Here is a 22528-nt window from a genome sequence, read left to right on the forward strand (position 1 = left end):
CTCGCGTCGTGCGTGCTCGCGTCGTGCGCGTCAGGCGGCGGGGGCGCTGCCCTCGACCGCGGAGGGGTCGTCGGTCGGGCGACCACGACGGAACCACGTCGGGGCTGCGGCGCAGAGCAGGAAGAGTCCGTCGACCGCGAGGCTCCAGATGCGGGTGACGACGACCACCACGAGGGCGACCGGCACCGGCATCACCAGCGCGAGCAGGAGGGCCTGGACGCCCTCGCGGACACCGAGCCCGCCGGGGGCGAAGACCGCCAACATGCTGATCGCCGAGGCCATGCTCGCGGCACCGATGACGAACGCCGCGTCGGAGAGCTTCAGCGACGGGTACACCGCCAGCGTGATGAAGTAGTACGCGGTACCCGACAGCACCGCGCCGGCGACGTACAGTCCGGCCCCGCCGAGCACCGTGCCGAGGTTCGGGCGCACGTCGGCCTCGAGCGGCTTGCGGCGCAGGATCTTCAGCGCGATGCCGATCAGGAACACGAACACCCGCGGGATCAGGCAGACGACGCAGCCGACGAACGCCGCGATCATCAGGGCGATGAGCCACGGATCGAGGTCGTGCGTGCGCGGGTCGATGAGCAGCAGCACGAGCGCCAGGGCCAGCGTGGCGGCGATCTGCAGGGCGCCCTCGAGCAGGCCGCTCACGCCGAGCCGGGCCTTCGAGACGCCGTGCTTCGAGGCGAAGTAGACCTTGCCGATGATCCAGGTGGCTGCCCCGGGGATGTAGCGGCCCATCCAGGACTTCGCGTACACGTAGGTCAGGGTGACGCCGCTGCCCTTGAGCCCGGTCGCTCCGAGCCGTCGCAGCAGGTAGAACCAGATGCCGACACCCCAGTAGCGGAACCCGAGGCTGATCAGCGTCGCGACGACCACCCACCCCCACTGCCAGTCGGCCTCGGCGAGCTGTCCCCAGTCGACGCCGCGCAGGTACAGCACGAGGAACACCGCGAGCAGGACGTAGAAGACGATCGGGATCGCCTTGCCGAGGAACCGCCGCCACTTCGGCGGACGCTTCCCCTCGGGTGCGGGGGTGTCGCTGGTGGTTCCTGACAAACGTGGTCTCCTGCCGGGCTTCGGGACCAGGTCATCGTAGACGCTGGGGTGGCGCGCTCCCTGGAGCGGCGACTACTTCGCGAACTTGACAATCTGGATGCGACAGGGGATCTCGGGATCGGTCGACCGGTCGGCGCTGCACGAGATCGTCGCGTTGTACGTCCCGACGAGCTTCCCGGCCATCGAGTAGTCGCGTGCTGGTGCGGTGGCGGGGTCGAACTGCACGAAGTACTGCACACCCTGGTCGATGAACAGCTTGCGCATTGCGTCCGAGTGGTACGTGTAGCCCTGACCTGAGCGACCGTACACACGCGTGTCGGTCAGGAACGCGAGCGACGACAGCGAGCGGTAGTTCGATCCGATGACGGTCGCGTCCTCCGGCAGGGCACCGCTCGCCCGGATCTGGTCGGCGAGCCGGACGATCTCGGGCACGTCGGTCGGTCCGGTGACGCGCAGCGCCTCGGTGCGGTTCACCGACGGGTAGAAGGGCGCCGGCGACCCGATCCAGTTCTGCGTGAACGACGCCACGGGGACGACGGCGATCGCGACGCACGCGACGATCGTCCGGACCACGCCGCGTCGGCGGACCAGCCGCCAGACGGCCGGCAGCATGAGCGCGCCGATCATCGCCGTCAGGTAGAACAGCGGCCAGTAGTACCGCGCGTTCCCGCCGCCGCTCGACGACGACGTGATCATCCCGTAGCCGACGAAGTACACCAGGGTCGTCGCCGCCACGATGCAGGTGAAGGCGTACCGGCGGAACCGGACCACGCCGATCACCAGGGCCGCGGCGAAGAGCAGGGCGATCGGTGCGGCGAACGGCGCGAACGTGCTGATCTTCTGCAGGTAGTAGGGCAGCGCGAGCATCCGCTCGTGCAGGTAGTAGCCGGCGCGGGCCGCGATGCCGGAGTCCTTCGTGACCTTCGGCGCGGTGTCCTCGGTGGTGGCGGCGTCGTCGGTCGGCGGCACCACGGCGGGGTCCGGGTTGTCCATCGGGCCCTGCTTGTAGACCGACGGGGTGAAGTCCTCGTTCGGCGAGAACGCGTGCGAGTTCGGCGGCACGGGCAGGAACGGCCAGTCGGTCGCGCGCCCGCCGTCGTCGAACTTCGAGCCGATGTTCACCGAGAGCGACGAGCCCAGGGTCGGCGAACCGTACTTCATGGTGAGTGCGCCCACCCACGGCGCGATGACGACGGCGAAGACCACGATCGTGGCCACGGGCGACGTCCACCAGTGCCGCACCGGCTCACGGCGACGTCGAGCGGACCACACCCGCAGCAGCAGCCACAGGATCACCGCGCCGACCGCCACCGGCAGCAGGAACAGCTTGACGAAGTACCCGATGGCCGCGACGAGGCCGAGCACGCCGCCGGAGACCAGCCGTGCCCGCGTCGACCCGTGCAGCGCCTGGTCCGCCCACCGGAGTGCCCAGAGGTAGCCGACGACCCACGCGACGACGAGCAGGTCGGGGGTCTGCACCGACACCGCGCTCATCAGCGCCGGGATCGCGGTGACCATGAAGAGGACCGCCGGGACGATGCGGTGGTTCTGCGACCAGACCAGCCAGCCGCCGATGCCGAGCACGACGGCGACCGCGAAGCAGTTCACGACCGCGAACGCCGTCTGCATGCCGAGACCGGCCGCGATGAACGGCGCCATCATCCAGGACACCATCGGCGACCAGTATGCGTTGATGGCGTCGGGCAGCCAGCCGTTCGCGTACTCGCGGGCGATGCCCATGTAGGAGATGCCGTCGACGTTCGTCACGCCGAGGCGGTTGTGGTACGCGACGGCGGCGCTGAGCGCGACCCCCACGACGACGAGGAGTGCCAGGACGAGCGGTGCGACGACGCGCGCGAACCGACGCGGAGCGGCCCCCGAACGCCGACGATCCGGCTCGTGGGTGATCTGCGTTGCGGCTGCGCTCGTCGAGGTCACGTGCTTCATCATGACATCCGAACCGAAACACCAGGCACAGGGCGCAGCATCGCGACACCCGCTCGGCGTGTGGGAGACTGCCTGCGACCCCGCTCCGACCACACCGAGGACGATCGTTGGCCACCGAGACCCGCGCAGCAGAATCCGCAGCCGATCCCGTTGCCGCCGCGCCCCGCGCCGGCGGCCGGCTCGAGTTCCCCTACCTGGACGGGCTCCGCGGCCTCGCCGCACTCGCGGTGGTCTTCTACCACGCGTACCTCTTCACCGGGACGACCGGCACCGGCCCGACCGAGCTGCCCTGGCTGCGCCCGATCATCGGCTGGGGCTACCTCGGCGTCCCGCTCTTCATCGTGCTGTCCGGCTACGTGCTCATGCTGCCGGTGCTGACCCGGTTCGACCGGTACCGCCTGCCCGGCGGCTTCTGGAAGTTCGTCTGGCGTCGCGCCCGACGGATCATCCCGCCCTACTGGGCGTCGCTCGTGCTGTTCGCGCTCCTCATCCTGTTCGTCCCCGTGCTCGGTCAGCCCGGTGGCACGCAGTGGGACACGAAGCTGCCGATGGGCTGGGGCACGTTCCTGACGCACTTCTTCCTGGTGCACGACTTCTTCCCGCAGTACATCGGCAAGATCAACGGCCCGATGTGGACGGTCGCGGTCGAGTGGCAGATCTACTTCCTGATGCCGCTCCTGATCCTGCCGCTGTGGCGGGTGTTCGGCGGTTGGGCAACGGCCTCGAGCCTGGTGCTGATCGGCATGTGGATGGGCGCCGAGAGCCGCTACTCGTTCATGCACCCGTGGTTCGTCGGCCTGTTCGCGGTGGGGATGCTCGCCGCCGAGCTGACCGTGAAGGCCCGCGACGAGCACCTGTCCGGCGTGGTCCGCGAACGCTCGAAGCTCGGCGGGCCGCGGTGGGCGAGCGGCGCCTTCGTCGGCGCGATGGTGCTCGGGACGCTGCTGGTGTTCTTCCGCAACCGCGACTACTGGCAGCACCAGACCTGGCCGTCCGAGGTCGTCACCGGCATCCTGGCCGGCATCCTGCTCACCTGGATGGGGCGCCAGGCGGTCACCGGCAACCACACGTGGCTCGCCCGCTTCTTCGCCTGGAAGCCCTTCGTGCTCGCCGGTCTGGTGTCGTACTCGATCTACCTGTTCCACAGCCCGCTGCTGGGCCTCGGCAACCTGCTCCTGCTGCCCCTCGGCCTGTACCCGAAGTACCAGTTCCTGATGATGGTCTTCGTCGTGATCCCGGTCGTGATCGGCATCTGCATCGGCTTCTGGTGGCTCGTCGAGCGCAACTTCATGAACCGCCGACAGAAGCACGCGACGGCCGAGGTGTCGCACCGCGGACGCCTGCCCGAGGTCGAGACCGACAGCGCCTCCCCCGACGCGGGCAGCCGCAGCGCGCGCTGACGACCGCACCACGTCGCTCGCGGCCGCGGACACCGCCGTGCTGCGCGTCGCGGACAGCACGGGCGGGCGGCAGGTAGCATCGCTCGGACCGCGGCGTGGGTGATCAGGCCCACGGCATCTCGACAGGGAAGACGAGACGAGACCACATGCGCGCACCGATCACCAGGATCCTCGGACTCGGCACCGCTGCCGCCGTCGCCGGGGCCATCACCTTCGGCAGCGGGACGGCGGTCGCCGAGACCGCCCCGACCACGCCGGCTCCGACGGCCACCGCGGCGGCGACCCCCGCCCCCGCGGCCGAGCAGCTCTCCATCGCCGAGATGGACCGCACCGGGAACCACACCATGGGCGCCGGCATCGCCGCCCACGCCGGCGAGTCGCACGTCACGGTCACCGCGCCGGACAGCGCTGCCGGCGGCGTGAGCGCCCAGTCGCTGAGCACCTCCTCCGCCGCCACCGCCTCCGGCCCGCCCCCGGGACGCATCCAGGGCTTCGACATCAGCGCCTGGCAGCCGAGCGTCAACTTCCTGCAGGCGTACCGCAACGGCGCCCGGTTCGCCTACGTCAAGGCGACCGAGGGCACGTCGTACGTCAGCTCGACCTACAAGCAGCAGTACGCCACCGCCAAGCAACGGAACCTGTACCGCGGTGGCTACGTGTACGCGCAGCCGAGCCAGGCGAGCGGCGCCGCGACGGCGAACTACTTCTTCGCGCACGGCGGGCAGTGGAGCAAGGACGGCAAGACCCTGCCACCCCTGCTCGACATCGAGTACGGCAGCGCGGCACAGGGCACCTGCTACGGCAAGACCTGGGGCCAGATGCGCAGCTGGATCAAGGACTTCTCGAACACCGTCTACAAGAAGATCCACCGCTACCCGGCGATCTACACGACGACGGACTGGTGGAAGCGTTGCACGAACAACAGCAACCAGTTCTCGAAGAACCCGCTGTTCGTCGCGATCTACCCCGTGAAGAACTTCACCACGCCGGGCACCCTCGGACGCAGCTGGTCGAAGTGGACCTTCTGGCAGTGGGCGTCCAGCGGGGTACTCCCCGGCGACCAGGACGTCTACCGCAACAACATCACGTACCTGAAGCGCTTCGCGGCCAAGACCGAGTGACACGCGTCACGCCCTGAGCCGGTGCGGAGGCGGACGGGAGGCCCGTGGCGTTGTCGCCACGGGCCTCCCGTCCGCCGCACGGTGCGAACTCCGACACCCGGTGCGCCGTTGCACGCCCCGTGCCGACAAGCAACCGCGCAACAAGCGGGCAAGCCCGCACCTGACCACGACGCACGCACGGTGCGCAGCCCACGCACCACGCGCCTCCCGTCCGCCGCACGGTGCGGACTCCGACACCCGGTGCGGCGTTGCGCGCCCCGTGCCGACACACAACCGCGCACCAAGCGGGCAAGCCCGCACCGGACGACGACGCACGCACGGTGCGCAGCCCACGCACCACGCGCCTCCCGTCCGCCGCACGGTGCGGACTCCGACACTCGGTGCGCCGTTGCACGCCCCGTGCCGACACACAACCGCGCACCAAGCGGGCAAGCCCGCACCGGACGACGAGGCACGCACGGTGCGCAGCCCACGCACCACGCGCCGGCGAGCTTCGCCCGGACGGACGGGAGGCCCGTGGCGGTGTCGCCACGGGCCTCCCGTCCGCCATCGGCTCACGATCGCGAGCCGCTGGTGTCAGCGGACGTCGCGGGTCGCCTCGGCGAAGTCGGCGTCGAGCGCGGTCGCCATCCGGGCCACGCCCTCGGCGAGCTGCGCGCGGACCGCGTCGCGGTCCGCGTCGAGCCGCTCGAGCTGCGCCGTCACGTCGTCGACGAAGCTCGGCTCGAGCGCCGCCTCGATCGGCTTCGAGAACTCCTGCTGACCCATCTGCTCGAAGAACAGCCGGCCCTTGTCGACGTAGTAGAGCACCGCGGCGGGGACGCCGGCGATGGTCGCGACGATCGCGGAGTGCAGGCGGCTCGCCAGGAACAGCCGGCTGCGCGACATCAGCCCCGCGTACTCGGACGGCGAGAACTCGTCGGCCTCGACGACGTGGGTGCGGTCGGCGTGCCGCATGAGGGCGATGACCTCGCGGGCGAAGGCGGCGTCGCCCTCGGAGGCCTCCATGTGCATCGGGTAGAACACGACGTCGGCATCCCAGCGGTCGATGACGCGGTCGGCCAGGTCCGCGACGGCCTGGCGGTACGTGACGAGCTTGTCGCTGTCGACGCCGGTCTGCCGGAAGCGCTTCGGCAGGAAGCGGAACGGGATCCAGCCGCTGCGCTTGTAGTGGAACCAGCGGCGGACCCCGAAGCCGATCGAGCCCTCGAGGCGCTCGGCGGTCAGGCCGGTGGTGCGTTCGAGCCGCTCGAGGACGTCGGCGTCGGGCGCGGTGACGGTCCCGACGACGGCCGGGTCGAACGACGACACGATCGGTGTGCGGACGCCCCACGCCAGGAGCTTCTCGCGGGACTCGTCGTCGCGCACGGCGAACGAGCGGCACAGGTCGACGGTGGCGCGGATCAGGCGCTTGCTCACGCCGGCGGTCGTCGGGCCGATGCCCTGGAAGGCTCCGACCAGGTTCTTGTTGACCGCACGGACCAGCAGCATCTTGCCGAACCAGTACACGAGGCCGAGCTTGTTCGTGTAGTCCTTGAGGATCTCCCCGCCACCCCACAGGACGACGTCGGCACTGCGTGCGGCACGCAGGAGGGCGAACAGGTCGCCGATGCCGGTGCTGTACGGCGAGACCGGCAGGAACCGGATCCCGAACCACGCGGCGTCCCGCTCGGGGTACTGCGACAGGGAGACGATCTCGGCGTCGGGCCACCGCCGGCGGACCAGCTCGACGTTGCCGGCGAGGATCGCCCGGTCCCCGCGGTTGTGGGGCGAATCGCTATTGTGGATCAGAACGCGCACGGGTGGAGAGCCTACCGGACCGTCCCCCGCGACCCCCGGAAAGGCACGATGTCCCGCCCCACCTCCTCCGCCCGTCCCCGCCTGCTCGTCCTCGGCTCGACGTTCCCGGCCCGTCCGGATGACGGCGTGCCGGCGTTCGTGCTCGACCTCGCCCACCAGGAGGCCCTCGAGTTCGACACGATGGTGCTCACCCCGCGCGTGCCCGGCGGTGCCACCACCGAACGCATCGGCGACGTCGGCGTCCGGCGCTTCCCGTACTTCCCGAAGGCGTTCGAGGACCTGGCCGACGGCGCGATCCTCGACAACCTCAAGGAGCGCCGGTCACGCATCGTGCAGGTGCCGGCGCTGGTGCTCGCGCAGTGGTTCGCGGTCCGCCGTGTGGTCCGCTCCGCGAAGCCCGACGTCATCCACGCGCACTGGGCCATCCCGCAGGCCCTGGTCGCGACGCTGGCAGCCCCGGGCGTGCCCGTCGTCGTCACGACGCACGGCGGCGACGTCTACGCGCTCCGTGCCGCTCCCCTGGTCCGCCTGAAGCGCTGGGTGTTCGGCCGTTCGGCGCACGTCACGACCGTGAACTCCGAGATGCGGGAACGGTTGACCGAGTGGGGCGTGCCCGAGGCCCGGTCCACCGTGATCCCGATGGGCGTCGACCTGGGCCCGGCCCGCGACACCCGCGCCCGCGTCCCCGCCCAGGAGCACCACGTGGTGGCGGTCGGCCGGCTGGTCGAGAAGAAGGGCTTCGGCAACCTGATCGAGGCCCTCCGCGGGCTCGGCGACGACGTGCCGTGGCGGCTCACCGTGGTCGGTGACGGCCCCTACCGGGCCCAGCTCGAGCAGCAGGCCGCGGGACTGCCCGTGACGTTCCTCGGTCAGCGCGGACGCACCGAGGTGCTCGAGACCCTCGCATCGGCCACCGTCGTGGCGGTGCCGTCGATCCCGGCGGCGAACGGCGATCAAGAGGGACTGCCGGTCACCCTGCTCGAGGCTGCTGCCGTCGGTGCCGCGATCGTCGCGAGTGACCTGCCCGGCATCCGCGACGTCGTGCGGGACGACGTGTCCGGCGTCCTCGTGCCCCCCGGCGACGTCCCTGCGCTCCGGGCAGCCCTGCAGCGCGTGCTCACCGACGATGCCGCACGGGCGCGCTACCAGGAGCAGGCCGTCGTCTCGGCGGCGGAGTTCTCCACCGAGCGGATCGGCGAGCGCTACCGGGCGGTGCTGCGCGCGGCCATCGCGTAGGTCACCAGCATCGCGGCGGCGCAGACGACCGCCGCCGCGAACGCGAGCACGACGACGGTGCCGGAGTGCTCGACGAGGTCCGAGCCCTCGAACCGCAGGAGCGACCACGTCGGCACGAACGCGAGGGCGCCCCAGACCAGCACGAGCACGGTTGCCGCGCGACGCCAGGCGAGGAAGCCGGCGGCCATCGCGAACACGATCGGCAGCAGCACCGTGAGCGTGTACCGGTTGAGCGGTGCGCCGCCCCCGGCGGTGTAGCGGATCTCGACGACGACGAACAGCAGCGTGACGACGACGAGCATCGCGACCACGAGGCGGCGCGGCCAGCGGTCGTCGTCGGCGGGCGCCCAGGGTCGCAGGCGCCGGAGCACGAGCGCCGCGACGAACAGCAGCACCGGGACGAGCAGGAGCACCCACGGCAGCGGGCTCGCGATCGGCAAGGACCCGCGGTACAGCGCGAAGAGCTGCCGCCAGAACCCGAGCATCGAGACGACCTCGGCCTCGGAGTAGTGCGGTCGCGGCGTGTACCCGGGCCAGGCCGTCGGTCGGCCGCTGAACGACCCGGTCAGTGCCTCGTTCCGCAGCCAGAACCACCCGGAGGCGGCTGCGGCAGCGAGCACCGGGAGCGCCGTGACGGCGACGCGGGCCCAGGCACCGCGGAGCCGCCCGAACCGGACCGTGCGGGCCAGCGCGAACGCGACGACGATCGCCACGAGCCAGAGGGCGAACGACAGGCGGGTCGTCGCCCCGGCCGCGGCCACGAAGGCGCCACCGACGGCGAGCCCCGGGCCGACGCCGGACCGGAGCGCTGCGCCCGCGACGCCGCACGCCAGCGCGCAGGTCAACGCTGCGAGCGAGTCGTTGTACACGACGCCGCCCTGCACCACGAGGACGCTCGTCGACGCGGTGACGACGGCCACGGTGGCCGGCAGCCGGACGACCCCGGGGAAGCAGCGGCCAGCGGCCCACGCGGCGACCGGCACGATCGCCGCCACGAACACGGCGTTCACCAGACGACCGAGCACAACGGCCTGCACCGGGTGCCCGGCGTCGACGAGCGGCCCCACCACCGGTGCGAGCAGCAGGTAGAAGAACGGCGGGTGCTGCGCGACCCACTGCACGGGCGGGGTCCCGCCGAACCCCGGACGGAACCGGATGCCGTCGGACAGGACGGGCAGCTGCCCGTGCCAGACCCGCAGCACGTAGTCGACGTGCGCCGACTCGTCCACGCTCGCGAGCGGCATCGACGAGAACGTCCGCGCCACCGACGCCGTCAGGGCGAGCAGCGTCGCCGCGAGCACGACCGGTGTCGCCCAGTCCCGGCCGCAGAACCCCGCGGTGAGCAGGGCGCGGATGCGGTCGGAGCGCCGGGTGTGCTGCTGCACGTCAGGCGACGTCAGCGCCCCATGCCGCGGTACGTGAAGCCGGCGGCGGTCCACGCGTCGCGGTCGAGGCAGTTGCGGCCGTCGATGACGACCGGGCTCGACACCAGGGACGCCGCCGTGGTCGCGTCGAGCTCGCGGAACTCCGTCCACTCGGTCAGCACGAGGACCAGGTCGGCACCGGACAACGCGTCCGCCGCGGTCTCGACGAAGTCGAGCTCCGGGTGCACCCGACGGGCGGTGACGACGGCCTCGGGGTCGTAGGCGGACACCGAGGCGCCGAGCTCGTGCAGGCGTGCGGCGATGTCGAGGGCCGGCGAGTCACGGACGTCGTCCGAGTTCGGCTTGAAGGCCAGACCGAGCACCGCGACGCGCTTGCCGGTGACGACCCCGCCGAGCAGCTCCTGCGCGAGCTCGACGACGTGCGCACGACGACGCAGGTTCGTGGCGTCGACGTCGGCCAGGAACGCGAGGGACTCCCCGACGCCGAGCTCGTTCGCCCGGGCCTGGAACGCGCGGATGTCCTTCGGCAGGCAGCCGCCACCGAAGCCGAGGCCGGCGTTCAGGAACTTGCGGCCGATGCGGGCGTCGTGGCCGATGGCGTCGGCGAGCGCGGTGACGTCGGCACCGGCGACCTCGGCGATCTCGGCCATCGAGTTGATGAACGAGATCTTCGTGGCGAGGAACGCGTTCGCGCTGATCTTGACGAGCTCGGCGGTGGGCAGGTTGACGACGAGTCGGGGCGTGCCGGTGGAGAGCGCCTCGGCGTAGACCTCGTCGAGGGCGTCGACGGCGGCCTGTCCGGCGTCACCGTCCGGGACGCCGTAGACGAAGCGGTCCGGGCTGATGGTGTCCTGCACGGCGAAGCCCTCGCGGAGGAACTCGGGGTTCCAGACGAGCGTCGCCCCGGGCACGGCCTCGGACACCTCGGCGGCGAGGCGCGCAGCGGTGCCGACCGGGACGGTCGACTTGCCGACGACGAACTCGCCGGCGGACAGGTACGGGGTGAGCGCGGCGACAGCGGCGTCGACGTACGTCAGGTCCGCGGCACCCGTCGGGCTCTGCGGCGTCCCGACGGCGAGGAAGTGCACGCGGGAACCGGCGACCTCGGCCATGTCGGTGGTGAAGCGGATCCGGCCGGAGGCGAGCGCCTCGGTCAGGATCTCCGGGAGTCCGGGCTCGAAGAACGGGGCCTCGCCGGCGGCGAGCCGCTCGATCTTCGTCGGGTCGACGTCGACGGCGACGACCTCGTGTCCGAGCTTGGCCATTGAGGCGGCGTGCACGGCACCGAGGTACCCGCAGCCGATGACAGAGATACGCACGACGAAGACGGTACCGGTTTCTCGTGGGAGGTCCAGCACCGCAGCTGCCCAGGGTGTCGCGGCGGCGTCAGGCTCGGACGTCGCCCCACGGCGGTCGGTCCGGGCCGCCGACGATCTCGTCCCAGTCCGGCTCGCGGTGGCGTCGCCGGGCCTCGTGGGCCTCGACCAGGTCGTGCAGGACGGCCACCACCAGGTCGGCGTGCGGCACGTCGGCGAGCACCACGGCGGGGTCGTCGCCCGGGAACACCAGGACGTCACCGGAGCGGAACACCCCCTGGAGCCCGCGCCGGCGCACCGTCACGTCGTACCCGCGGGAGTGCAGGAGCTCGCGCCGGGTCCGTGTACCGAGCCCGTGCACGACCACGAGCCGCCGGGTCGTCACGACGTACCGCTCGGACATCCACCGGAACAGCGGCACGGCACCGCCGAACACCACGAGCACCACGACGAGTGCGGCGACGACGGCGTTCAGCCACGCCAGCTGCGCCTGGAACACGCCGAACCCGAACCCGCCGGCGACCATGACCAGCACGACGAACACCGCAGGGCGCACGAGTCGACGAGCGTGTGGTCGCAGGCGAGCGACGACGCGTTCGGGCGGCGGCTCGGCGGTCATGCCGTCATGCATACCGCAGGTGGGTGATGTCCCCCACGGCGACGCCCCTGGAGGCGCCCGCTCGATCCCGGATCGTGATGCGGCCCTCGTCGTCGATGCCGGTGGCGTCCGCTTCCTCGACGGTGCCGTCGGGCAGCTCGAGGCGGATGCGGCGACCGATCGTGCCGCACGCGGCACGGACGTGGGACCGGACCGTCTCGGCGGCGGGACCACCCGTGACCAGGGCGGCCACGGCCTCCAGGACGGCGGCACGGAAGGCGGACAGGACCGCGTCGGCCAGGACGGGAGCGTCGTCGACCGCGCCGGCGACGCGCAGCGACGTCGACGTCGGGGTCGGCAGACGGTCGGCGGGGATCGTGAGGTTCACGCCGGCGCCCACCACGACGCTGCCGTCGGACGCGACCTGGCAGAGGATGCCGCACACCTTGTCGCCGGCGACCTGCACGTCGTTCGGCCACTTGACGGCGACGTCGGCGCCGGCGGGCAGCACCCGGGCGATCGCGTCGCGCATGGCGGCGCCGGCGACCAGGGGCAGCCAGCCGCGGTCGTGGTCCGCGAGGTCGGCGCGCACGAGCAGGCTCGCGGCCAACGCTTCGCCGGCCGGGGCACTCCAGGTGCGGTCCAGACGCCCACGACCCGAGGTCTGGTGGAGCGTCGCGACCACGCTGCCGTGCTGCTGCGCGGGTGCCACGGCGAGCAGGTCGGCGTTCGTGGAGCCGGTCTCGTCGGGGACGGTGAGGGTCGCGCCCGCCGACCGGACCGCCTCGCTGGTGACGGGGAACGACGGCGACGGGGATGTGGACATGCACGCAAATGTACGGGCAGGAACCGTGGGGGTCCTCCAACCGGCCCCGACCCCGCCGCCGGTAGGGTGAGCGGGTGACTTCAGGAGACACCCCCGATCTCTCGACGACGGCCGGCCGGCTGGCCGACCTCCGTGAGCGGTACCACGAGGCCGTGACCGCCGCGGGCGAGTCCGCGATCGCCAAGCAGCACGCCAAGGGCAAGGGCACCGCGCGCGAACGCATCGAGCAGCTGCTCGACGAGAACTCCTTCGTGGAGTTCGACGAGTTCGTCCGCCACCGCACCACCTCGTTCGGCATGGACGCCAAGCGCCCCTACGGCGACGCGGTCGTCACCGGCGTCGGCACGATCCACGGCCGAAACGTCGCCGTGTACGCCCAGGACTTCACCGTCTTCGGTGGGTCGCTCGGCGAGGTCGCCGGCGAGAAGATCATCAAGGTCATGCAGCACGCGCTGAAGACCGGCGTTCCGATCATCGGCATCCTCGACTCCGGCGGCGCCCGGATCCAGGAGGGCGTGGTCGCGCTCGGCAAGTACGGCGAGATCTTCCGCCTGAACACCCAGGCGTCGGGTGTCATCCCGCAGCTGTCCATCGTGATGGGCCCGGCGGCCGGCGGTGCGGTGTACTCCCCCGCCCTCACCGACTTCGTGATCATGGTCGACAAGACCAGCCACATGTTCGTCACCGGCCCCGACGTCATCAAGACCGTCACGGGCGAGGACGTCGGCTTCGAGGAGCTCGGTGGCGCCCAGACCCACAACGCGGTCTCCGGCGTCGCCCACTACCTGGCCGAGGACGAGACCGACGCGCTCGACTACGCGCGCTCGCTCATCGGGTTCCTGCCGGACAACAACCTGTCCGACGCCCCCGCCTACGACGTCGCCCCGGAGCTCGAGACCACCGACGCCGACCACGAGCTCGACGTCGTCATCCCCGACTCGACGAACCAGCCGTACGACGTCACGACGATCATCGAGCACATCGTCGACGACGGCGAGTTCCTCGAGGTCCAGCCGCTGTTCGCGCCGAACATCCTGATCGGCTTCGGCCGGGTCGAGGGCCGGACCGTCGGCATCATCGCGAACCAGCCGCAGGCCATGGCCGGCACGCTGAACATCGACGCCGGCGAGAAGGCGGCCCGCTTCGTGCGGTTCTGCGACGCGTTCGGCATCCCGATCCTGACCCTGGTCGACGTCCCCGGCTACCTGCCGGGCACCGACCAGGAGTGGACCGGGGTCATCCGCCGCGGCGCGAAGCTCCTGTACGCCTACGCCGAGGCCACCGTGCCGCTCGTCACCGTGATCACGCGCAAGGCCTACGGCGGCGCGTACATCGTGATGGGGTCGAAGCAGCTCGGCGCCGACATCAACCTGGCCTGGCCGACCGCCGAGATCGCCGTCATGGGCGGACAGGGCGCCGTCAACATCCTGTACCGCGCCGAGATCAAGCGCGCCGAGGAGTCCGGCGAGGACGTCGCAGCGGTCCGCACGAAGCTCGCGAACGAGTACACCTACAACGTCGCGTCGCCGTACCTGGCGGCCGAGCGCGGTGAGCTCGACGGGATCATCCAGCCGCACGCCACCCGCGTCTCGGTCATCAAGGCCCTGCGCGCACTGCGTGGCAAGCGCGCCACGCTGCCGCCCAAGAAGCACGGGAACATCCCGCTCTGATGGGCCGTCACGCAGCTCCGGTCCCCACGGACGAGCCGGCATCGGTCGCCGACGTCCGGGTGGTCTCCGGCGAACCCACCCCCGAGGAGCTCGCAGCGGTCGTGGCCGTGCTGCAGCGCCAGGCCGACGAGGCCGCTGCAGCCGGCCGGGCCGAGGTCGTCGACGAGCCGCGGGCCGGGTGGCAGGCGTCGGCCCGCGGTCTGCGTCGTCCGCTCGACCACGGTCCCGGTGCCTGGAGCCGATCGCTCCGCTGACCTCCGCTGACCTCGCTGTACCCCTGGTGTCCCCGTGTCGGTAGCCGTTGCAGGCTGCACTTCCCGGTCGGTATCCCCTCGCACGGGGGACACGAATCGCTCAAGGGGACCGGAAATGCCGATTTTGTCCCCCATAATGACGACTGACACAAGGGTTGTGGGTTGGCATAGTTACTGGTGTTCGGTGTCCTTCAACGAAGAACATCGCAGGTCGGTGGCCGACTAGGGTACGACGCCACCGCCCGCTGCGAGGCAGGGCGACATTCGGGTTGTCGCTCAGCCTCGGGTCGTGAACGGGCCGGTCGGATACGACCGGCCCGTTCCCCGTTTCCGGGGCGTTCGCGTCGGTCTGGTCGTCGGTCGTCGATGCGGAACGACATCCTCGACGTCGTACGACGTCCGTGTTGTCGCGTCAGCCGTCGGCGCCAGCCCGGCGCGACCAAAGTGCGGCCGGGAGGCCCGTGGCGGCGCCGCCACGGGCCTCCCGGCCGCCGCGCCCCGCGCCCACTGCCGCGCGCGCCACTTTCGCGACGTTCCACGCGTCGATCGCCTCGCGGTTTGTCGGATGATGCGCACGCACCGCATGCGTGCGCATGTTCCGACATTGCGCGCGTCGATCGCCTCGTGGTTCGTCGGACGATGCGCACGCACCGGGCGCGAGCTCGAGCAGGCGCGACGCGCCTCAGGCGGGCTCGTGCCGCGGGATCTCGAGCCAGAGGGCCACGGAGTCGTCCTCGTCGCCGTCGTCGTCCTCCATGCCGGCTCCGAGGGCGGCGGACTCGCTCGCCGCTGTGTCGAGCTTGAGCCCGACGACGGTCACCGCGGAGTCGGACCCCTCGCTGACGGTGCGGACGATGACGTTGTCGGCTTCGCGGGCCTGTCGGAGGGCCTCGGCGATGCGGGCGTGGATGCGGCGCACGTCGTCGACTTCGAGCTCGTCGAGGCCGCCGTCGTCGTGCAGCTGCACCGTCGCACCCCGACGGCGCAGGCGCATGACCTCGTCGCGGACGTCCTCGGACAGCAGGGAACGGCCGCGGATCTCGTCACGGATGGCCTGCTCGAGGTGCAGGCACTCGGCCCGGTCGGCGTCGTCCAGGTCGCCGCACGAGTCGATGATCCGCTGCAGCATCGGCAGGGCCATCCGCGTGGTCTGGCTCAGGCGGAACTGCCGCTCGAAGACGTGGGCGTCCTGCGCCGCCTGCCAGTCGGCGGTCTCCTGCTCCGCACGGACGAGCTCGCGGGTGTTCCGGATGGCCCGGTTCATCGCCACGGCGAACACCGTGGCGATCGCGACCCAGGCCACGCTGCCGAGCACACCGAGCGCTCCGAGCGCGTCGAGACCGGCCCACGCCACGGTGTACACCGCCAGGAAGAGCACCCCGGCCCACGCGAACGGGCCACGGCCGCGGACGACCAGGACGACCATCAGCGTGCCGACGGCGGCGATCCACCACGTGGCGTTCCCCGGACCGTTCGCCAGGTCGACGACCGGGGCCGCGACAAGGGGCATCACGACCGCGGTGGCGAGGGAGAAGCACGCCGTCCAGACCGGCAGGACCTTGCCGGGCACGAAGAGCGCGGCGCCGGTGGCCGCCGCGTAGAGGACCATGCAGGCGATGACGGGTCCGACGTCGTGCACGCGCTGCAGTGACGCGACGGCGAGGACCAGGTGGTACACGGAGAACAGCGACGCCAGGCCGATCGCGATGCTCGCGGGGAGGGAGACCTTCATGCGGCGGCTCCGCTCGTCGAGGGCGCGGACGGCGTGGGAGGCGACCAGGTCAGCTCGATGCGCGTGCCCTCGCCCGGGGCGGTGTGCACCTCGGCGCGGCCGTCGACGGCCGCGACCCGCTCGATGATCGAACGCCGCACCCCGAGTCGTTCGGACGGGATCGTCGCGACGTCGAACCCGCGGCCGTCGTCACCGACCTCGACGTGCACGCCGTCGTCGTGCTGCTCGACGCGCACCCACCGGGTGACCTCGGGTCCACCGGCGTGCTGGACGCTGTTCACGGCGGCCTGCAGCGCCGCCGAGGCCAGGGCGTCGGCGACCGAGGCCGGTAGCCGGACCGGGCCGGTCGGGGCGGGCACGAGCCGGACGGGCGCCGCGAGGGCACCGATCGCCTCGCCGATGCGGGCGCGGAGGTCGGCGAGCGGGACCGGGGTGTCGTCGTCCGGGCCGTCGGCCGCCGCGGCCTCGAGGTGGTCGATGGCGTTCCGCGCCATGCGCGCGGCGAGGGTCTTCGCCTCGAGCGTGTCGGCCCGGGCAGCGGAGAGCAGCGTCGTCAGCACGCTGTCGTGCACGATCGCGTCGACCTGCACGCGTTCGACCTCGACCGCGTGGTCACGGATGGCGAGCGAGTAGCGGCGGACCGCGGCGGACTGCGCCGTGTCGACGGACGAGGCGGCCCGGCGCAGGACCACCGCGATGACGAGCACCGCACCGCTGAGCAGCGCGGTGTACACGCCGTCGAGCAGTGCGCGGACGAGCCCGGCGTCACCGCCGACCGGGGTGAGCCGGAGGACCACGTAGACCGCCGGCACGAGTGCGGTGTAGATCGTGGCACGCCACGTGGCGAAGCCCATCGCCGCAGCGGTCGAGCCGACGGTGCAGAACCACCACGGCCACGGCTGCTGCGTGGACGGGATCGACTCCTGCACCGTGAGCGGCCACGTCGTCAGCGCGACCAGGAAGAGGAGCGCGCACAGGATCTGCGCGAGCTGGGCGATCCGCGGCACGAACGCCGACACCCCGACCAGGACGAACGACGCCCCGAGTGCGATCGCGACGAGCGGACCCCAGAACGGGTCGAGGTACGGCAACTGGGCGAGGACCGCCGGGGTGTCGACGATGCCGAGGCCGACGGCGGCCATCGCCAGCAGGATCGCGAAGGCACGCTCCACCGAAGCCTGCGTGATCGACGCGCGGACGCTGCGCGACGGGTCGGCGCCGAAGGGCGCTCCGTCCCCGACGCCGACCGGGTCGCCACCGGCCTGGCTCGACGCCGCACCGGCGCCGCCCGACCCGCGGCCGGAGCGCCTGCCGGTCCCCCGGCGCGACGCCGGCTCAGCCGCGCTCACCATCGGGTTCAGCGACCGTCGCCGTCGGGGTCGATGCCCGAGTCGAGGCCGGGGAGGATGCCGTCCTCGACCGCCCGTCGCAGCAGGTCGACCTTCGTCGGGGCCGGGCGACCGACCTCGACGTACTTCACGCGGATGCGGTCGAGGTACTCGCGCGCCGTGGAGTACCCGATGCCGAGCTGCTGCGCCGCCAGCTTGAGCGGCAGGCCCGAGGCGTACAGGTGCAGGATCTCGCGCTCGCGCCGGCCCAGCTGGGCCTTCGCGAAGTCCCGGTCGGCGTCGATGGCGCTCGCCCACTCGAGATTGTTCAGCACGTCCCCGCGGGCGACGGTGGCGACCGCGGCCATCACCGTCTTCGTGGCGGACGACTTCGGGATGACACCGGCAGCCCCTGCTGCGAGTGCCTCGCGGACGTTGGCGACGCGGTCCGCGATGGAGTGCACGAGGACGGCGGAACCGGTCCCCTGCACACCCTTGACGTTCTCGGTCACGGTCGAACCGTCACCGAGGGACAGGTCGAGGACGACGACGTCGACCTCGCGCCCGTCGAGGTTCTGGACGTACTCGGGCACGCTCGCGGCGGTGAGCACCACCTCGAAGCCCTCGTTCTGGCACGCCGCCTGGATCCCGAGTCGCACGGACTCGTGGTCGTCCACGATCGCGACCCGGACCGGCCTGGTGGCCGCGCCCGTCGTCTCGGCTGCGGTTGTCGTTCCTGCTCCCACTGTGGCCTCTCGTTCCGATGCGCGTCCCCGGCCCCTGAAACCGGTTCGCCATCAGCGCCCAGGATACCCAGGCTGGACTCAGGTCCGGGGAAACGAGGCGCGCCACGCGGACGAAACCCCGTGGATCCCCGTCAGCGCGCGGGCGTCAGGCGCGCCACGGCCTCCAGGTGGTGCGTGTGGGGGAACAGGTCGAACGCCCGCAGCGCCTCGAGCTTGTACCCCAGGTCGGCGAACGTGGCGACGTCCCGGGCGAGCGCGACGGGGTCGCAGGCGACGTACACGACCTGCGACGGCTGCAGGGCTGCGATCTGCTCGACGACCTGCCGACCGGCTCCGGCGCGCGGCGGGTCGAGGACGATCGTGCCGGCGGCGAACCGGTCCTTCTCGGCGCGCGAGGCGTTCGCCACCGTGTTCGCGAGCCAGCGGTCCACCCGCCCGGTCTCGGCACGGGCACCGAGCCACTCGGCGAGGTTCTCCTGCGCGTGCTCGGTCGCGCGCGCGGCGCTCTCGACGCTCGTGATGCGCGCCTTCGGTCCGACGAGGTCGCCGAGGGCGGCGGCCAGCAGGCCGACGCCGCCGTACAGGTCCAGGTGGGTGCCCTCGGGGTCGAGCCGGTCGCGGTCGACCAGGTCCTGCACGGCCTCGGTGAGCACCGACGCCGCGGCACGGTGCACCTGCCAGAAGCCGTTGTCGTCGACCTCGAAGGTGCGCTCCCCCACGACCTCGGTCACCACGGTGGGCTTCTGCTCGTCGATGACGAGCCGGGCGCCCTCGGAACCGCTCGGCGCGAGCACGTCGACGACCGACGAACCGGGCATCACCCCACGACCGAGCGGTGCGCTCTGCTGCACCGCGGCGTTCGCGAGCGGCAGGCTGGTGACGGGGATGACGGAGTGCGAACGGGCCGCGAACGGTCCGGCGGTACCGTGCTCGTCGACGTGCAGCCGGACCCGGGTGCGCCACCCGAGGCCGTTCGCCGCGTCGTCCCCGGGCGCGGCCTCGACGACGACGTCCGAGCCGAGCACCGACGCCAGGTCCGTGTGCGCGAACCGCGAGAACGAGTCGACGAGCACGTCGTGCTTCAGCGTGCGCTGGTGGGCGAGGGCGATGTGGCCGAACTCGGCACCACCCGGGCGCGTCTCGGGGTCGCGGTCGAGTGCGGCTTCGGCCCAGACGTGGTCGACGCGGTGCTCGCTCGGCGTGACGACGCTGACCGTGTCGGCGCGCCAGAACGACTTCTTCCGGTCCTCGGTCACCCGGGCGACGACGCGCTCCCCGGGGATCGCGTCCGAGACGAAGACCACCCGACCTTCGTGCCGTGCCACCGAGATGCCGCCGTGGGCGATCCCGGTGACGTCGAGTTCGAGCAGCGTTCCGACGGATTCACCCATGGTGAGATGGTCCCATGCGTCTGTACCTCGCGAGTACATCCCCCGCCCGCCGAGCACTCCTCGCCCAGTCCGGGATCGAGCCCGTGCTCGTGTCCCCCGGGGTCGACGAGGACGCCGCAGCAGCGGCAGCGGCCGCCGCGCTCGGCCGCGACCTGACCGGTCCGGAACTCGTGTCGCTGCTCGCCGTCGCCAAGGCGTCGGCGGTCGCGGACGCCGACGTCGCCGGCTCGCCGGTCGACGGCTTCGTGTTCGGCGGCGACTCCGCCTTCGAGGTCGACGGGCGCCTGTACGGCAAGCCGCACGACCCGGCCGTGGCCCGGGAGCGCTGGCGGCAGATGCTCGCCGCCGGCGGCGGGACGCTGTGGAGTGGGCACTGCGTCGTCGACCGGCGCCGCGACCTGGACCCGGCAACGGGGCGGACGGGAGGCCCGGATGCGGCCCGCCCCGTGCCTCCCGTCCGCAGCCTGGTGACGTCTCCTGCCGGCGTGCCGGAGCTGGGGGACGTCGCGCCCGGCGGGTCGGCCCTGGCCGCCGGCGGGGACCGCGTGGTCGCCGTGGACAGCGCGGTGCTGACGTTCGCCGACGACGTGTCCGCCGACGAGATCGACGCGTACGTGGCGACGGGCGAGCCGCTCGAGGTCGCGGGGGCGTTCACCATCGACGGGCGGGCGGCGGCGTACATCACGCGGATCGACGGGGCGCCGTCCGCGGTGATCGGGATGTCCTTGCCGGTGCTGCGCTCGATGCTGCTCCGGGGCTTCGGGATCGCCTGGCACGACCTCTGGTCACTGTAGACATCCGCACCTCTTCGGGGTGGTTCTTTGTGGGTGCCAGTCAATTCGTCCCCCCGTCGCACGAATACGCTGATGTCTCATGCCCCGTATCAGCAAGGTCCTCATCGCGAACCGCGGCGAGATCGCCGTCCGCATCATCCGCGCGGCCCGCGACGCAGGCAAGGCATCGGTCGCGGTCTACGCCGACCAGGACCGTGACGCCCTCCACGCACGCCTCGCCGACGAGGCCTACGCGCTGAACGGCACCACGAGCGCCGACACCTACCTCGTCATCGACAAGATCATCTCGGTGGCCCGCCGCTCCGGTGCGGACGCCGTGCACCCGGGCTACGGGTTCCTGGCCGAGAACGCCGACTTCGCCCGCGCCGTCATCGACGCCGGGCTGACCTGGATCGGCCCGTCGCCGGAGTCGATCGAGCGCCTCGGCGACAAGGTCTCCGCGCGCCACGTCGCCGAGAAGGTCGGGGCGCCGCTCGCCCCCGGCACCATCGAGCCCGTCAAGGACGCCTCCGAGGTCATCGCGTTCGCGGACGAGGTCGGCCTGCCGGTCGCCATCAAGGCGGCCTTCGGTGGCGGTGGACGCGGCCTGAAGGTCGCACGGACGCGCGAGGAGGTCGCCTCGCAGTTCGAGTCGGCGACGCGTGAAGCCATCGCGGCGTTCGGTCGGGGCGAGTGCTTCGTCGAGAAGTACCTCGACAAGCCGCGTCACGTCGAGACCCAGTGCCTCGCCGACGAGCACGGCAACGTGGTCGTCGTCTCCACCCGCGACTGCTCGCTGCAGCGTCGACACCAGAAGCTCGTCGAGGAAGCACCCGCGCCGTACCTGACCCCCGCGCAGGAAGAGCGGCTGTACGAATCGTCGAAGGCGATCCTGCGCGAGGTCGGCTACGTCGGCGCCGGCACCTGCGAGTTCCTCATCGGGGCCGACGGCACCGTGTCGTTCCTCGAGGTCAACACCCGTCTGCAGGTCGAGCACTGCGTCTCCGAAGAGGTCACCGGCATCGACCTCGTGCGTGAGCAGTTCCGCATCGCCGAGGGCGGCGTGCTCGACTACTCCGACCCCGTCGCGCGCGGCCACTCGTTCGAGTTCCGCATCAACGGCGAGGACCCGGGCCGCAACTTCTTCCCCGCGCCCGGCCCCGTGCACGCGTTCAACGCGCCGTCCGGCCCCGGTGTCCGTGTCGATTCGGGCGTCGTGAGCGGCGACGTCGTCTCCGGTTCGTTCGACTCGATGCTCGCGAAGCTCATCGTCACCGGCGCCACCCGTGCCGAGGCGCTCGAGCGTTCCCGGCGAGCACTCGCCGAGTTCGAGGTGACCGGCCTGCCGACCGTGCTCCCCTTCCACCGTGCGGTCGTGTCGGACCCGGCGTTCGCGACGGATGACTCCTCGCCGTTCTCCGTGTACACGCAGTGGATCGAGACCGACTTCGTCAACGAGATCCCGGCGTGGAGCGGCTCCCCCGAGGAACTGCCGGCACCGGCGTCGCGCGACTCCGTCGTGGTCGAGGTGCAGGGCAAGCGCATCGAGGTCACCATGCCGTCGATCGTCGGTGGCGGTTCCGCCGCCGGTGTCGCCGGTCGTCGTCCGGCCGGCCCCTCCGCTCCCCCGAAGCGCCGCTCGTCGGCGGTCAAGGGCGGCATCGCGAAGTCCGGTGGGTCCGTCGCGTCGCCGATGCAGGCCACCGTCGTGAAGCTCGCGGTCGCCGAGGGTGACACCGTGGTGAAGGGCGACCTGCTCGTCGTGCTCGAGGCCATGAAGATGGAGCAGCCCGTGCAGGCCCACAAGGACGGTGTCGTCACCGGCTTGAACGCCCCGGTCGGTCAGACGGTCTCGTCCGGCCACGTGCTGCTCGAGCTGGCGTAGCCCGGCGTTCTACCTCTCCCCCCGGAACCAGGTTCCGGACACAGCACCGTGCAATTGC

Annotated in this window: 18 protein-coding genes; 7 read left to right on the forward strand and 11 right to left on the reverse strand. The window is 71.8% G+C overall.

The genetic code is table 11. The features are described 5' to 3' along the window. Positions 1-30 precede the first annotated feature (30 nt). Together ACXKZB_RS12605 and ACXKZB_RS12610 are read right to left on the reverse strand one after the other, a co-directional pair. On the reverse strand, positions 31-1062 hold the full coding sequence (locus ACXKZB_RS12605) for a lysylphosphatidylglycerol synthase domain-containing protein (RefSeq protein WP_488823340.1): 1032 nt from the start codon (positions 1060-1062) through the stop codon (positions 31-33). Between the two features lie 72 nt (positions 1063-1134). After that, positions 1135-3009, reverse strand: coding sequence for a hypothetical protein (locus tag ACXKZB_RS12610; RefSeq protein ID WP_488823341.1), 1875 nt, complete (start codon positions 3007-3009; stop codon positions 1135-1137). Between the two features lie 107 nt (positions 3010-3116). Between ACXKZB_RS12610 and ACXKZB_RS12615 the strand changes: the two genes are divergently transcribed. After that, positions 3117-4409 carry an acyltransferase family protein gene (locus tag ACXKZB_RS12615; protein WP_185021442.1) on the forward strand — a complete coding sequence of 431 codons (1293 nt, stop codon included), beginning with the start codon at positions 3117-3119 and terminating at the stop codon, positions 4407-4409. Between the two features lie 146 nt (positions 4410-4555). Next, positions 4556-5530, forward strand: coding sequence for a GH25 family lysozyme (locus ACXKZB_RS12620; protein ID WP_123313737.1), 975 nt, complete (start codon positions 4556-4558; stop codon positions 5528-5530). 576 nt (positions 5531-6106) lie between these two features. On the opposite strand, the gene ACXKZB_RS12625 is transcribed toward ACXKZB_RS12620, so the two are convergent. Next, on the reverse strand, positions 6107-7330 hold the full coding sequence (locus tag ACXKZB_RS12625; protein WP_340195920.1) for a polysaccharide pyruvyl transferase family protein: 1224 nt from the start codon (positions 7328-7330) through the stop codon (positions 6107-6109). Positions 7331-7378: 48 nt separating this feature from the next. On the opposite strand from ACXKZB_RS12625, the gene ACXKZB_RS12630 reads away from it, so the two are divergent. After that, positions 7379-8566 (forward strand): glycosyltransferase, encoded by a 1188-nt coding sequence (locus ACXKZB_RS12630; protein WP_488823342.1) that lies wholly within the window; start codon positions 7379-7381, stop codon positions 8564-8566. On the opposite strand, the gene ACXKZB_RS12635 is transcribed toward ACXKZB_RS12630, so the two are convergent. The 4 genes from ACXKZB_RS12635 to ACXKZB_RS12650 form a co-directional block, all read right to left on the reverse strand. Beyond that, positions 8533-9951, reverse strand: a complete 1419-nt coding sequence (locus ACXKZB_RS12635; RefSeq protein ID WP_488823343.1) for a hypothetical protein — start codon at positions 9949-9951, stop codon at positions 8533-8535. The genes ACXKZB_RS12630 and ACXKZB_RS12635 overlap by 34 nt on opposite strands. Positions 9952-9962: 11 nt before the next feature. Next, positions 9963-11270 carry a UDP-glucose dehydrogenase family protein gene (locus ACXKZB_RS12640; protein ID WP_488823344.1) on the reverse strand — a complete coding sequence of 436 codons (1308 nt, stop codon included), beginning with the start codon at positions 11268-11270 and terminating at the stop codon, positions 9963-9965. Positions 11271-11337: 67 nt separating this feature from the next. After that, on the reverse strand, positions 11338-11886 hold the full coding sequence (locus ACXKZB_RS12645; RefSeq protein ID WP_340195671.1) for a PH domain-containing protein: 549 nt from the start codon (positions 11884-11886) through the stop codon (positions 11338-11340). Positions 11887-11890: 4 nt separating this feature from the next. Further along, positions 11891-12691, reverse strand: a complete 801-nt coding sequence (locus ACXKZB_RS12650) for a biotin--[acetyl-CoA-carboxylase] ligase (RefSeq protein WP_488823345.1) — start codon at positions 12689-12691, stop codon at positions 11891-11893. 74 nt (positions 12692-12765) lie between these two features. On the opposite strand from ACXKZB_RS12650, the gene ACXKZB_RS12655 reads away from it, so the two are divergent. Both ACXKZB_RS12655 and ACXKZB_RS12660 read left to right on the forward strand, forming a co-directional pair. After that, positions 12766-14361, forward strand: coding sequence for an acyl-CoA carboxylase subunit beta (locus ACXKZB_RS12655; RefSeq protein WP_123313744.1), 1596 nt, complete (start codon positions 12766-12768; stop codon positions 14359-14361). Next, positions 14361-14615: an acyl-CoA carboxylase subunit epsilon gene (locus tag ACXKZB_RS12660; RefSeq protein ID WP_488823346.1), complete on the forward strand. Its 255-nt coding sequence runs from the start codon at positions 14361-14363 to the stop codon at positions 14613-14615. Before ACXKZB_RS12655 ends, ACXKZB_RS12660 begins: the two co-directional genes overlap by 1 nt. Positions 14616-15297: 682 nt before the next feature. On the opposite strand, the gene ACXKZB_RS12665 is transcribed toward ACXKZB_RS12660, so the two are convergent. The 4 genes from ACXKZB_RS12665 to ACXKZB_RS12680 form a co-directional block, all read right to left on the reverse strand. After that, positions 15298-16347 carry a hypothetical protein gene (locus ACXKZB_RS12665; RefSeq protein WP_222658039.1) on the reverse strand — a complete coding sequence of 350 codons (1050 nt, stop codon included), beginning with the start codon at positions 16345-16347 and terminating at the stop codon, positions 15298-15300. After that, positions 16344-17699 (reverse strand): sensor histidine kinase, encoded by a 1356-nt coding sequence (locus ACXKZB_RS12670; RefSeq protein WP_488823347.1) that lies wholly within the window; start codon positions 17697-17699, stop codon positions 16344-16346. The genes ACXKZB_RS12665 and ACXKZB_RS12670 overlap by 4 nt, the downstream gene beginning before the upstream one ends. A 5-nt stretch (positions 17700-17704) precedes the next feature. After that, positions 17705-18421 (reverse strand): response regulator transcription factor, encoded by a 717-nt coding sequence (locus ACXKZB_RS12675; RefSeq protein ID WP_123313748.1) that lies wholly within the window; start codon positions 18419-18421, stop codon positions 17705-17707. A gap of 131 nt (positions 18422-18552) precedes the next feature. Continuing rightward, the gene (locus ACXKZB_RS12680) at positions 18553-19812 is read right to left on the reverse strand and encodes a class I SAM-dependent RNA methyltransferase (protein WP_488823348.1); all 1260 of its coding nucleotides are present in this window, start codon (positions 19810-19812) and stop codon (positions 18553-18555) included. 14 nt (positions 19813-19826) lie between these two features. Here ACXKZB_RS12680 and ACXKZB_RS12685 point away from each other — a divergent pair, with 14 nt between their 5' ends. Further along, entirely contained in the window at positions 19827-20606 is a 780-nt protein-coding gene (locus ACXKZB_RS12685) for a Maf family protein (protein ID WP_222658042.1), read from the forward strand. Positions 20607-20685: 79 nt separating this feature from the next. Next, entirely contained in the window at positions 20686-22470 is a 1785-nt protein-coding gene (locus tag ACXKZB_RS12690; RefSeq protein ID WP_488823349.1) for an acetyl/propionyl/methylcrotonyl-CoA carboxylase subunit alpha, read from the forward strand. Positions 22471-22528: the final 58 nt, after the last annotated feature.

The organism is Curtobacterium sp. ABR8, assembly GCF_057812125.1.

Coding starts and splice junctions, on each gene's coding strand:
- ACXKZB_RS12610 (WP_488823341.1), bottom strand. CDS start 3,009: ATGAAGCACGTGACCTCGACGAGCGCAGCCGCAACGCAGATCACCCAC.
- ACXKZB_RS12620 (WP_123313737.1), top strand. CDS start 4,556: ATGCGCGCACCGATCACCAGGATCCTCGGACTCGGCACCGCTGCCGCC.
- ACXKZB_RS12630 (WP_488823342.1), top strand. CDS start 7,379: ATGTCCCGCCCCACCTCCTCCGCCCGTCCCCGCCTGCTCGTCCTCGGC.
- ACXKZB_RS12645 (WP_340195671.1), bottom strand. CDS start 11,886: ATGACCGCCGAGCCGCCGCCCGAACGCGTCGTCGCTCGCCTGCGACCA.
- ACXKZB_RS12650 (WP_488823345.1), bottom strand. CDS start 12,691: ATGTCCACATCCCCGTCGCCGTCGTTCCCCGTCACCAGCGAGGCGGTC.
- ACXKZB_RS12660 (WP_488823346.1), top strand. CDS start 14,361: ATGGGCCGTCACGCAGCTCCGGTCCCCACGGACGAGCCGGCATCGGTC.
- ACXKZB_RS12665 (WP_222658039.1), bottom strand. CDS start 16,347: ATGAAGGTCTCCCTCCCCGCGAGCATCGCGATCGGCCTGGCGTCGCTG.
- ACXKZB_RS12670 (WP_488823347.1), bottom strand. CDS start 17,699: ATGGTGAGCGCGGCTGAGCCGGCGTCGCGCCGGGGGACCGGCAGGCGC.
- ACXKZB_RS12680 (WP_488823348.1), bottom strand. CDS start 19,812: ATGGGTGAATCCGTCGGAACGCTGCTCGAACTCGACGTCACCGGGATC.
- ACXKZB_RS12685 (WP_222658042.1), top strand. CDS start 19,827: ATGCGTCTGTACCTCGCGAGTACATCCCCCGCCCGCCGAGCACTCCTC.
- ACXKZB_RS12690 (WP_488823349.1), top strand. CDS start 20,686: ATGCCCCGTATCAGCAAGGTCCTCATCGCGAACCGCGGCGAGATCGCC.